A 12,426-nucleotide genomic window follows, 5' to 3' on the forward strand; every position below is an offset into this window, starting at 1 on the left:
TTTTTACAGACCTTGCGGAGTTTGTCCAAACATGCCAAATAATGAAACCACAATAGAAGCAGCAGCTAAAATAACTCCTACCCCCATCAATACATAACCGACGTGCATCTTCCCGTTTTCAGCTCCTCTTCGCCCAAAGAAGAAGAAAATACCTCCAAGAACAATAGAGGCAACGGCCGCAACAGCAGCAAAAATCATCAGATTGTTTTTTAAACTAGTGGCTGCACCTTGTAATGCTCTAAAAATATCAACCGCAGCTACTACTTTCGGTTGTGTTAAAAAATTCATTGTAATTGATTCAAACATAAGATTGTTCGCTCCTTTTAATTTTAATGTTTAATAATTTCATCGAATACAAGTTTTTCACGTTCACGTTGATAGATATATCCTTCTAGTTCCTTATCTTTTCCTCGCAACAGATCAAATTGTGCTTTTTCAAGAACTTCTTGTTTCCACTGTGTTTCAGAAACACCACGACGTTCTAAGATTTTAGACGCAGCTTTTTCAAATGGCGTTTTCGCTTTTGCCACTGTGATTCCTCCTTTAGGACAAATAAAAAGACTAGTAATCACTCACTAGTCTTTTGTAATTTGTATTTATTTGATTGTGATCCATCATGAATTAATTTCTCTTTTGTTCGTTTTTCATCCTTACTAGATCCAAGAAAAACAATTTTTTTTACGCCATCCTTCTCATAAGGAACAACAATAAATAAAGAATCAGGTTTATTTATAAATTGTCTTATGTCTGCAGAATCTATTATTTTGTATCTTTCTAAACCTTCATAGTCTTTTTGTCTCTTAACTGTTATTTGTACAGGATCTGGATGCCATACACTTTCAGAATATTCCCAAGTAGTATCGTCTATAATTTTTAAATTATGAACAAGCCCACCTACTTCTTCTTTCCAAACAGTACCTGGTTGCAATAAACTATTATCTTCTTTAGCTTCAGATTTCTTGTTACTTGAACATCCACTTAAAATAATAAAAAAAATTGCAAATATAGCGACAAACCATAGTTGCTTTTTCTTCATTTTATTCCTTCTTTCGTTGTTTATTTTTAGTATATCAAATAACGAAAGTAGCAACAAACCACATTTTGATACACGGAGAACGGATACTCATAATATTCCACCTTTCTATAGAGTCTTTTTCTCTTGATATTGTGATTTATTACAAAAAAGAGCTATAATAAAGAAAAACTCAAGAGGGAGCATTTCAATGTACGCTGATAAAAAGAAAATCGAATGGTTGCTGTTTGATAGTGGTAAATCAGTTCGTTCTATATCTATAGAATCTGGCGTACCTTTAACTACGGTCAGTGATCTCGCAAATAAGCGCTCTAGTATAGACAATATGAGATTCATCAATGCTATAAAATTAAATAAATTAGCTGAAGAAACCATCGATACTAACGCTTCAACTAAGTAACAAATTAAGAAAAGCCTCATGTACTTCTGGCTTTTCTTAATTTTTTTATTGACTATATCGGTTTACCGATATATAATGGTTTTGTAATCGATTTTAACTAATTTTTAGGAGTTGAAAACATGAAATTATTAAACCAAAAAACTGTTATAGCTATTGGAACATTTGCTGCCACACTTGCTCTTGCTGGATCTGTTGACGCTGCTTCAACTAACGTCATGTATCGCCTTTATAATCCAAATAACCATGAACATTTCTACACCTCTAGCAAAAAAGAACGCGATCACCTAGTAAAAATCAAGTGGGGTAATTATGAAGGCCCCGCTTGGGAAGCACCGACTAGCGGTGGCTACCTTGTCTATCGTTTATACAATAAAGGCCTTCGTGATCATCACTACACAGCTAGTTGGGATGAAGTGAAATGGTTGACCAAAAATTACGGTTGGACTTATGAGGGACCTGCATGGCGTTCTGCCGAAAAAAATAATAAACCGATCTACCGCCTTTTCCTTCCTGGTGTAAAATCTGGTTCACATCATTACACAGCCAGTTGGAAAGAAGTAAAATGGTTAACCAAAGACTACGGTTGGAAATACGAAGGAATCGGTTGGTATGGCGCTGACAACTCTACACCCAAAGTGAATAAATCAGCTTTAGAAGCCCTTTATACGAGCGTTAAAGGAACTAAAAAAGGTGACTATACCGACAATACCTGGAACGCATTTCAAACTGCTTTAAACAATGCTAATAAAGTATTAAATGACTCTAAAGCGACTCAAAAACAAGTGGATAGTGCCAAAAATACATTAGATTCTGCTTACAAGGGATTAAAGAAAAAACCAGCTCATACTGTGAACAAAACAGAATTACAAGCCTTGTACAACCAAGTAAAATCAACTGCTAAAGGAGATTTTACAGAAGGATCTTGGAATAATTTTCAGACTGCTTTATCCAATGCCAAAAAAATACTAGACAATTCTAAGGCTTCTCAAACACAAGTGAACAATGCTAAAAATAATCTTGATTCTGCATTTAAAGACTTGCAACACAAACCTAAACCTTCAGACTATGCCGTAACAGTTCGTCATATGAATCGACAAACTGGAACGCTGCTAAAAGAAGAACATCTCTCAGTAAAAGCTGGTACAAGTTACACTGCAAAAGCTAGAACCGACTTGACTAACTTTGAAGCACCACAGTACCAAGTAAACGGGAATGAAACACAAACACAAACGATTAACACAAATACCACGTTTACTTTTTACTATGATGAAGTCTTTCTAGTTGAAGTGAAAGCTCGTCCAAATAAAGTCTCTGATGCTGATCCAAATATCCAGGAACTCTATAATTACAGTAAGAGTTATCCTGTCGTTTATGGACAAAGCATCACAATTGAAGCACCTACTTTCACTGATTTTGTTCTTGATCCTAGAGAAAGTTCCAGCAACACTGTGACTTTAAAAAACGTTACAAGAAATCAAGGAATCAATTTTGCCTATACTCATCAATACAACGTAACTGTGAACCATATAAACGTTGACACAAACACTGTTTTATCTACTGAAACACAAACGGTTTACGAGGGAGATAGTTTCTCTACTTCTTGGAAAAATATGACCGATCAAAACTACTTCTTGTGTAGAAATGACGATTCATCTGTTACCGTTGATAAAAATGGACAACGTGTAATCAATAATGTTGACCAAAATCGAACGATCACTTTTAAATACAAAAATATCTCATTAAGCGATTTAAACAACTATGTGCGTCAAAAAGAACTTGTTTGGTTAAATAACTACCGTCAACAAAATGGCGTTACCCCAATGCAATTCAATAATATCGTTCAACAAGCTGCAGATATTCGTGCAAAAGAATTACAAGTAAGCTTCAGTCATTATCGTCCTGGCGGCGGTACTTTCCAAGATCTCTTAGAAAGTTTAGGCTGCTACGGTGCCAAAGGAGAAAATATCAATAGTTTCTACCTTTACGTTGACGATATCCTTTCAGATACAGGAGCAGTGAATGCCATGATTATGTGGAAAGATAGTCCTGCTCATAACGCAAACTTGCTTTACAACAATCAAAGCATCGTTGGTCTATCCCATGCTTATAAAGTTTCTGCAGACGGATCACTTTCTTCAGACAACGTATTTATTAGTGCTAATCCAATTTTCAAATAGAAAAACAAGGCTGAAAATCAGCCTTGTTTTTTTGCTTAATTGATCTTAAGAATTACATAACTAAAAGTAGCTAACACAAGTAATAGTAAGCTGACCACTAAAGTTGTTACTAAATGTGTAGAACCTGTTTTAGGAACAATGACTTGTGGCAAGTTAGGATCAACACCAATTGTCACTACATTCGTTTTATTTGAAACATTATCTACTGATACTAACGCTTGGTTATCAATATTTTTTTCTGATTGTAATGGGGTTTTAGCTGTAAATATCAGTTGAATTTCTCGTCCATCTAAAAGATTATTACTTAAGAAGTCAGCGGAAGCTTCCCACTTCAGCGTTCTTGAATTGCTATCATAGGTTAGTGTGCCTTCAGAAGTAATATCTTTTCCTGTACTCTTATCGATCACTTGCGCAGAACCTTCTTTATACGACAAACGAGCTTCAATTGGATCTTGAATACTAAATTGCTTGTAGTGTTCTGACGCAGAGTCTACGCCTTTTGTGTGCCATTTTTGTGTAACTAGATATTGTACTTCAGAGCCCGCGTTTAAAGGAGCTGTCGGCGTACCCTTCTTACCGTCATTTCGTCCGTTTACATCCTTTCCATTTTGTTGTACTTCTTTCACTGGAATTTTAGGGAAATAAACAGTAATAATATTTGTATCCTTTTCTACTTTATTAATGATCGACGTTCCCTGATTTTTGGCTACACTATTTTGATTGGCCAATTCATTGACTTTTACATTGATCACTAATTCGTAAGTTTCGCCGTTATACTTCATTCGATTTTTTAATGTATCAGTTTTCGCTACATATTTTACCTGGTGTTTTGTTTTGTCATAGGTCACTTCACCAGAGATATCGAACTTTTTATTTGAACCACATTCTACATGTGCATCGATGTAATCTACTTCTTTTGGTAAATTATCAATTAATTCAAATCGATCATAAACTGCTAGTAAGTCCACTCCCAATCGGTTTACCTTTTGCTTGATTCGATATTGAATCGTTTCTCCTACTTGCAACATTTTGTCGTTCACATTATTTCCATTTTTATCTATCCCTGTTTTTTCAGGTTGATCAGGAACAACACTAAAGATTGTTGCAGATGATAAACTTGACCATGTAGCAAAATTTCCACCTACAACAAATAAAGGATTCGATCCTTTTATTCGGAAAGATACTGTCGCTTGATTGAACTTTTCACTTCCTAATTCATCATAATGATCATTCCAATAAAGCCCTTTATCAAATGGAGCCTTGTTATTTCCACCAACTACAGTCAAATTATTGTAATAGGATTTCTGTTCAGTTAACACGGTATCTTTCGTTACATACCAATCAGAATTATTCATACCATGATAGTAAGCGTATTCCCCTCTTTGGGTATTATTTGAATTCTTCGCAATTGGATTTAAAGAATTAAAGCTAATAAACGTATCTCCATCAAATATTACTGGTGAACCGTCATCATGTGTAACTACTAGTTGTACGTTCATTTGTGAAGCATGATAATGAAACCCACTATATAGATTATCTGAGATATAAAATAGTAGTCTTTTTTTGCTTTTACTAATTGAACTATTCGCATTATTAAACGCTGCTTTATAAGGATTACCTAAAGTAGCAAAAGGAAATTCATCAGATAACAGTTTAATATCAGAAAAAACAAGCTTTACATTAACTTTTTCTCCTTTATAGGTTGCAATTTTTCCGTAATCTGCTTCAATTCGAGTTTTTGAGGTCACATTATCAATAATTAATGAAGTTTGTCCATAATTCTTTTGAAAAGAAGGATAACGCGTGTTTAGAGCAACATTATTATCAGTTAAATAGTTGATATTACCCCAAGCACTGCCCTGATTTGCTGCTAAATGCTTTTTCTGAACAGATCCTGAATCATAGACTTTGATTGTTGTGTTAGCATTCGGTACATCTTTTGGAATAATAAAATTATTCTTTACGTTCTGGATTGGATTTGACGGATCGACAATAACTTTTTCAGCAAAGGTATTGGTTGTTTTTAACCCAAACAATACACTTAACATCATCATTACGGGAAAAACATATTTTAACCGTCTTGTCCACGAATGTTTAAAATTCATCCCTTCATCCCTTCTTTTTTATAAATGACTAGTGAAATTCCGACAATAACGATCAAGTTGATCGTAAAAAATAATGGACGCCTAATGAGTTTTTCCATGATATCTAGTGGCATAGAAGCAGCTGGTATGCTTAAGATCTTCATTAGGTATGGTTGATATGTTGGCAAAATAGATAGTTGAGAAAATAATAAACCGCAGTACAAAAAGACTGTGGTTAAACAAGAAAGATTGAATAATAATAGTTTGATCAGTTTCATCTTATGTCTTCCTTAATCTCTAGAAAATATGTGAGTAATAAAATCCACACAATTCTCAAAGAAATTTTTCTTTATGCCAGTAGAAACAATTTTTTTCACCTCTTCTTTAGGTTGTGAAGCTTCTGATTTGGGATAGATCCACACATCCTTTAAGAATTCACCATTTTTATCAGAAACAGGTGTTAATAGCAAAATACCCTCACTATTAGAAATATTTTTAGGACTGGATTCATTGACAATATAATAAGCTTGTTTCTGATTGGCCTGTACTTCTACCGAGAATTCAAACACACCTGTTTGTTGATCAATTGTCTTTGTTTCTCCATTAGAAACTAGCTTCAATTGATCACTGGATAACTTTTTTACTCGATCTCTCAATTGAGATTCAATTTGATCCGTTGAGAGATCCTTAACATCCATCTTTTGTAAAATGTCCGATACATCATAAACAGAAAACTTCGCACCATTTATTCCTTCTTGTTTTTCAAGCTTTTGTCCCTGGTTGTCTAATTGTTCGGAAGAAATAATCTTTTGAACGTGAATGGTCTGTTTGACTACTTGACCGTCTTCAGCAATTTTCGGTTCTTCTGAAGAATCAACTGTTGACGAATCGACGGCTTCATCGCTGCTTTGATTTGTGCTACTATCTGACATTCGCACCGTTTGTTCTGTGCTATCTGTACTTTCTTGTTTGTCTGCAAACGTCAAGTGTGTATAGGCAGTAAAAGAAAAAAGAGCAGCTGCACAAACAAATAACCATTTTCTATTCCTCATGCTGGTTAACCTCCTTTTATTTTTTCTTATGGTAGACGAAAATTGAACCACTAATTACAAGTAAAATAAAAATAGCCCCACCAAAGAGCCATTTACTAGAAAGAATTTTCTTTTTCTCATGCTTCAATTCAGATTGATTGAAAGTTACTCGTTTACCATAAACAAGAAAACGGTGGGTGTTGATTCCTTTAGGCGTACATGTCATTAGCGTTACTCGATCTTCATTGGGATTTGGTTCTAAATAAGTGACAAAATTTCTTTGTAGTTCATCTTTTTGCACTTCCTCAATCCGATCGATTTGATAAGCGTGTTGCTCACCATCAACTTTTATATAAAACTTTTCTCCTTTTTTTACTAAAGGTAAATCATCAAAAAGGCTGTCTTTATACAGTCCGCTATGTCCTGCAATTAAAGGATTCTTACCCTTTCCTCCTGTAATATCACCAGTTCCTTCCGTAATCCCTACACCATTTTCTAAAATTTTGTTAGACGTCCCATTATAAATTGGTAATTTCAGAGAAATACTAGGTATAGAGAGTATTCCAATTGGATCACCTAGCTCTAGTTTAGCAACGTCTAAAGAAGAATCAGCTTCTGCTGCCGTTCCTGTTCGATCGATTGCGGCAATCTGCTGATTTTGCTGGTATCTTGCTACGCTCGCCTCAGCAGGTATCAAAAGTAAGACACCTGCAGCTGATAGTAACCAGAAAGCAATGATCCACTTCCCCATGATTCGCCTTTTTTTAGGCTTCCTGATAATCATTGGTTTTGATCCTTTTAAGCTTTCTTCTTAAAGTAAACAACTGCAGAAAGTGCCCCTACTCCTAGCAACAAGCAAGAGATCAATATATACATATGGAAACCATTGCTACCAGTCATTGGTACGGAAGCTTTTTGATTGTTTTTGATCGTGATTCGGTTTTCTTCTTTGTATGAATCTTTGTCTACTTTGAAAGAGATCTCTTTCGTTAATTTTTGATAGTTTTCAGGCGCTTTTGTTTCTTCCAGTGAATATTCACCTGCAGCTAAACCTTTGATTTCAAATTGACCTTCTTTGTCTGATTTTAGGATCGTTGCATTTGCTACATCGTCTACCCATATTACTTCTTTGATACCGTCTTTATCCGTATCAACTAATCCGCCATAATATTTTCCTTCTGCGTTTTTAGCAGCAAATTCTGCGCCTTCAAGCGGGGTTGATTTGATACCAGTTCCAAACAATCCGCTATCGACTTTTAAGAATTTTGCGCCATAAGTTACAACGTCTGCTTTTGTTTTCTCATGGTGTTCTTCCTGGTTAAATGGATTATTGTTATAGACAAAATCAACGCTATTGGTTAATGGATTGGCAACAGCTGCGCTGTCATTTACATACATGTTATAAGTCATTTGAAGATCTTGGCCGTGTAAACTTGCGACAGTATCACTTACTTGACCATTATTCACGATAAAATCGATCACAAAGCCGTTTTCTGAATTTTGGATCTTATAATCTGTATTTTCTTTTAATACCACTGATCCATCTTTGTTTGTTACTTTGATATTTGCTTTAGCAGCAACATAAGAAAGTCCTTTTCCTGCTGTATCCCTCCATTTAAATACACTGTAAGGAGAAGTTTCACTTTTTACACCGTTTACTGTGATACCGTCTACTCCACCTGCAATGTCTGTTGGAATGTGAATCGTTCCTTGATAATTTACTGCGTCACCAATTTGGAAAGAATGTTCTTGTCCTGTTCCATTTGTTACTGTTTTATCGATCACTGGTGCTTTATAGTTTACGTAGGAAGCTTTTAAATCACTTATCACACCGTCATTTGTAATCTCAAAGGTTAACTTATTGTGTTCGTCGTTTCGAGCATCAGCGCCCAATAAATACTGATTAGCAGTAGGTTCTTTATCTGACCCAACTACAACTTCCGAAGGAACTTCCACAAAATAGTATTTTCCTAACGTCAAATCAGTCGCAGTCAATTTTCCTTGATCATCCGATACAAGATCTCCTAATTTTGTTCCTTTTCCAGGTTCACCCTTGTATAACTCAAATTTTGCCCCTTTTAAAGGTGTTTGTTTGCTTTGAGCTGTGCCATCGTCACCAAATTTCGTTAATTCAAAACTCAACTTAGAGACAATGTTCTTAGGATACAAATGAATATCCTTTAAATATCCTGATCCTGTATTGTCTGTCATTGGTGCAAGCACAACCATTGGTTTTGCTTTCTGTGTAACTAATCCAGCAGCAGATTTACTTTCATAAATCACATAAACATTTCCCTTAGAATTGACATAGGCTGGTTGATCAGCAAAAGTAATCTCGCCATTTTCATCTACAGCTGAAGTAATTTTGTTGGTTGCATTCTTGACGTACTCACTGTTAGATCCCTTGTTTTCTACATCTTTAACGATTTCGTCCACTTTCGCGTTGGTTAGATCAGAATCTTCAGTCGGTAATACTTGATCCGTAATATTTCCTAACGTAAACTCAACATCACCATAATCTACTTTATTGTATTTCGTTACACCTGTAGGATATTGATCACGCGTATAACCATCGTTTTTGATCCCGTCAATATCAACATTCAATTGCGTTCCTTGATCGTACATTAATTTATGAACCGTGATATTGACCTTCTCTGGTGGCGTTTTTTGCGTGACATCTTCTGCATGTGCTTGATACCCCTGAAAGCAGCTTGCAATGATTCCTAACATTCCAACAAGCATTCCAGCTTTTTTTACATACCGATTTATTGCCATTTTTTACTCTCCTTATTTCATATTTCAACGACTCGCGCTGATTAAAACCTTGTTATTGTAGCTCTCCCTGTACCACGTATCTTTCTTTTCCTTGTGACGTATAAACACAAGTAAACAACGTTAATAAAGGGTTCTCTCCTTTCTTCGGTAAAGACAAGAAAGAGTTTTCTTCAGGAATACCATCAATTAATTTAAAGTACTCAGGTACGATAAATTTACGCGTTACCTTGTAACGATAGATGCCATCGTTACTAACTAAGTTCATCACCTCCCCTAATGACAACTTTTGAATATCAGAAAACAAAACACCTGGCATTTCCATGTTATGACCTGCTAGAACATAGTTTCCTTTGCCCATTTCAGCATCTTCATAAAAATAAGTAGCTGCTCCAAGACTCAAAGTATATTGATTTGCCCCTTTAAAAATCGGCAATACTAAACCAAGTGCAGGGATATGAATTTTTGCAAATACTTGTTTATTGATACCCATTTCAATTGCTCCTTTTTGTATGGACAATATTTGCTCCAAAGACATATCATTATTGACGTTCGTTTCATCGTCCTTATAACTCTTCGCATGTGCATTGATTTGATCTACGGGTATCTTTTTTTCTATATTTTGCTTAAACACCTCTCCTTCATGTTTTTGATAGCTAACATAGCCACACACACTGCAAAAGACGATTAAAGTAACTCCTAAAAAAACAAATAACCATTTTTTCATCCATCTACCTCCTTTCGAACAGAAAAACTTTTCCTCACTTCCGTAGAAAAAGTTTTAAAAATGAAGTTTATTAATTAATGTTATGAAACTTCTAATAATAGTTGGCAACTAGAACCTTTTTTTACATAAGTTCGTCTCAACTGTTCAAAGTTTTTCATTGAACCTAATAAACAGGCTTTCTCTTTTCCTATTATCTGCATATCATTGATATATTGCATGACAGATAGTCTTCTAAGGTATTTTTGTTTCATCGTTTTTAGCAACTTTTCTTCCATTTCTTTCGACACTTTTTTTCTATCTTCGATTTCTTTATCATTCATGAGTTTTCCTACTTTCCTTGTTTTTTACAAAAATAAAAAAGCCTATGACAACATACGCTTTATACCTCACTCTTATACTTTCATTTCACTACTGATCGAACAGGTTTCAATTCTTTAATTCCATTTTGTATTTGCCAATAATCCAAGTCTTTTCTCAACGTTGATTATTGAATTGATTCAGTGTCTTCATTTTTTCTCTCCTTATGAATTGCTTCACACAATCATTCGTTCTTTCCTTGTTTTTTGTTGATATATATGGATAACTGCATTTGCTAACTCGAATTGTCGTTGTTTCCAATTTTTTGAATCTCGGCACCAGTTCACGAATTCACTACTCATATAAAAATAGGAGCTATCAAAAATTTCTTCAAACATTGTTGCCAGTTCAGCTTCATCTAACTCAGCTGTAACAAATACAAATCTGAAAATATCATTCCTTTTGAAAGATATTTTGCAAAATAATCGATTCTTTCTTGTACAAAACTCGGCATTTCAGCTTCAGTTAATTCCTTTTCATACTCTTTACTCAACCGAAATTTAGTTAGAGAAACTGTCCTACTTGTATTTATTTTCATATCTTCATATCTCCAATCCAATTAAAATAGTTTTCTTTTACTTTTCGTATTATTTTCCATCTTGTACAAAATATTTTTTCAATGTTTCAACTAAACTTTCGTATAGCGATTTAAATGATTCATTCGCTATTAAGTCAATATTTTCTAAATTAGTGAAGTGCTCTTTGAGTTCTTCATTTAGTCTACAGTGAATATTTTTATCGCTTTTCGTTCACTCAAAAATATATAAAATAAATCAACTCGTTTATGGCGTCCGAAACGAGAAACCCTAGTAGAAAACGGTAAATGCTCGATTGATCCAAATATCAACGTCCTCGCAAGTATCTACATGTGCTGCAGCACACGACACAATTCCTTGTGCATCCTCTCCATTACGAGAAGACCTACTCCTTATTCCATGAGTTTGCGTCAAAGCCTAAACCCCTTAGTAGCTGCTCTGATTAGTTTAGGCGCTATTCAAACTTGTCTAACTTCTAAATTCCCTTTTGTTTACTCTGCGCATCTAATTTACACAAATTCATTTCACCACTATCCAAACAAAAGCATTTACTCGACTGACCAATTTTTTACGTTATCAATCGCAAAAACCTACCCCGTCACTTCCCAAAGAAGTTGTTGATAGATAAAGTCTACTCATTGTTTTTTTAGTGATTCTAAGTTCGTCTAGAAGTCTCGACAATATTTTCAAGCAAGCGAAAAACGATAAAATACAAGTTATGAGAATGGGCAAGTCAGCTGATCAAACGCCCCATCCCTTTTGCGGTACACCGCAAGACCCCATTTTTCCTTCGACCAATCAATACACCATTTTGGTCATAAACATGTTTGATTCTTGGATATAGCTCTTTTAAAGCAATAGGATCTTTTAAGATTACTTGTTTTCGTTTCCCAATGTAATAAATCATTTCTTCTGAGACTTTGTCTTTCTGAATTACATATTTCTTACACTGCACTACAGTTTTGCTTTGACCTGTTGATAGTTTCTTAGTGATTTTTTCTGTAGCGGTACACCGTTTACCGTAGTGACAAATATCTTCGATACTCAAAATTCCTGTATATGCCATAATTTAATCCTTCCACTTTCTTAAATTTTTTCTGTTATTTTAAAAAAACAAAGAATTGATTTTCGTTCTTGACAAACAAAAAAGAGGGAACGCATCCAAACATGCGTTCCCTCTAAATTCAGCGTTTATCATACAGCAAAGAGACCCTTGGACTTTTTTCTAACCTATGACCTGACATAGATCCATCGTAATATCACGTATTTTTAACCTTAATGCTGCCAAAAAAAGTGGTATCACTTTTGA

The 12,426-nt window shown here is 34.8% G+C and carries 14 protein-coding genes; 2 read left to right on the forward strand and 12 right to left on the reverse strand.

Translation table 11 applies throughout. The features are described 5' to 3' along the window. Positions 1-3 precede the first annotated feature (3 nt). Genes IGJ11_RS13325 through IGJ11_RS13335 form a run of 3 tightly spaced genes read right to left on the reverse strand, consistent with a single transcriptional unit; the run spans position 4 to position 1,036 of the window. Positions 4-306, reverse strand: a complete 303-nt coding sequence (locus tag IGJ11_RS13325) for a hypothetical protein (RefSeq protein ID WP_002302862.1) — start codon at positions 304-306, stop codon at positions 4-6. 23 nt (positions 307-329) lie between these two features. Then, the gene (locus IGJ11_RS13330; protein ID WP_438772612.1) at positions 330-572 is read right to left on the reverse strand and encodes a DUF5415 family protein; all 243 of its coding nucleotides are present in this window, start codon (positions 570-572) and stop codon (positions 330-332) included. Then, positions 569-1,036, reverse strand: a complete 468-nt coding sequence (locus tag IGJ11_RS13335; RefSeq protein WP_438772613.1) for a hypothetical protein — start codon at positions 1,034-1,036, stop codon at positions 569-571. Before IGJ11_RS13335 ends, IGJ11_RS13330 begins: the two co-directional genes overlap by 4 nt. A gap of 187 nt (positions 1,037-1,223) precedes the next feature. Between IGJ11_RS13335 and IGJ11_RS13340 the strand changes: the two genes are divergently transcribed. Next, a complete protein-coding gene (locus IGJ11_RS13340; protein WP_002311538.1) occupies positions 1,224-1,433 on the forward strand; it encodes a hypothetical protein in 210 nt (69 codons plus the stop codon). A 119-nt stretch (positions 1,434-1,552) separates the two neighbouring features. After that, positions 1,553-3,610 carry a CAP domain-containing protein gene (locus IGJ11_RS13345; RefSeq protein ID WP_438772615.1) on the forward strand — a complete coding sequence of 686 codons (2,058 nt, stop codon included), beginning with the start codon at positions 1,553-1,555 and terminating at the stop codon, positions 3,608-3,610. Positions 3,611-3,645: 35 nt separating this feature from the next. Here IGJ11_RS13345 and IGJ11_RS13350 read toward each other — a convergent pair whose 3' ends face one another. The 9 genes from IGJ11_RS13350 to traE all read right to left on the reverse strand — a co-directional run bounded on the left by IGJ11_RS13350 (position 3,646) and on the right by traE (position 12,183). Further along, positions 3,646-5,715, reverse strand: a complete 2,070-nt coding sequence (locus IGJ11_RS13350; RefSeq protein WP_438772617.1) for an isopeptide-forming domain-containing fimbrial protein — start codon at positions 5,713-5,715, stop codon at positions 3,646-3,648. After that, positions 5,712-5,972 carry a hypothetical protein gene (locus IGJ11_RS13355; protein WP_438772619.1) on the reverse strand — a complete coding sequence of 87 codons (261 nt, stop codon included), beginning with the start codon at positions 5,970-5,972 and terminating at the stop codon, positions 5,712-5,714. The genes IGJ11_RS13350 and IGJ11_RS13355 overlap by 4 nt, the downstream gene beginning before the upstream one ends. Before the next feature lie 12 nt (positions 5,973-5,984). After that, the gene (locus tag IGJ11_RS13360) at positions 5,985-6,746 is read right to left on the reverse strand and encodes a pilin N-terminal domain-containing protein (protein WP_438772621.1); all 762 of its coding nucleotides are present in this window, start codon (positions 6,744-6,746) and stop codon (positions 5,985-5,987) included. A 16-nt stretch (positions 6,747-6,762) separates the two neighbouring features. Next, positions 6,763-7,509 (reverse strand): class C sortase, encoded by a 747-nt coding sequence (locus IGJ11_RS13365; RefSeq protein ID WP_438772623.1) that lies wholly within the window; start codon positions 7,507-7,509, stop codon positions 6,763-6,765. Positions 7,510-7,523: 14 nt separating this feature from the next. After that, positions 7,524-9,500, reverse strand: coding sequence for a pilin N-terminal domain-containing protein (locus tag IGJ11_RS13370; protein WP_438772625.1), 1,977 nt, complete (start codon positions 9,498-9,500; stop codon positions 7,524-7,526). Between the two features lie 52 nt (positions 9,501-9,552). Then, entirely contained in the window at positions 9,553-10,224 is a 672-nt protein-coding gene (locus tag IGJ11_RS13375; protein WP_438772626.1) for a class A sortase, read from the reverse strand. 80 nt (positions 10,225-10,304) lie between these two features. Beyond that, positions 10,305-10,544 carry a hypothetical protein gene (locus IGJ11_RS13380; RefSeq protein ID WP_438772628.1) on the reverse strand — a complete coding sequence of 80 codons (240 nt, stop codon included), beginning with the start codon at positions 10,542-10,544 and terminating at the stop codon, positions 10,305-10,307. A gap of 395 nt (positions 10,545-10,939) precedes the next feature. Further along, positions 10,940-11,119 carry a hypothetical protein gene (locus IGJ11_RS13385; RefSeq protein WP_438772630.1) on the reverse strand — a complete coding sequence of 60 codons (180 nt, stop codon included), beginning with the start codon at positions 11,117-11,119 and terminating at the stop codon, positions 10,940-10,942. Positions 11,120-11,850: 731 nt separating this feature from the next. After that, positions 11,851-12,183 carry a type IV conjugative transfer system protein TraE gene (gene traE, locus IGJ11_RS13390; RefSeq protein WP_438772631.1) on the reverse strand — a complete coding sequence of 111 codons (333 nt, stop codon included), beginning with the start codon at positions 12,181-12,183 and terminating at the stop codon, positions 11,851-11,853. Positions 12,184-12,426: the final 243 nt, after the last annotated feature.

This window comes from Enterococcus sp. DIV0691 (genome assembly GCF_051711145.1).
GTDB classification, from domain to species: Bacteria; Bacillota; Bacilli; order Lactobacillales; family Enterococcaceae; genus Enterococcus_B; species Enterococcus_B hirae.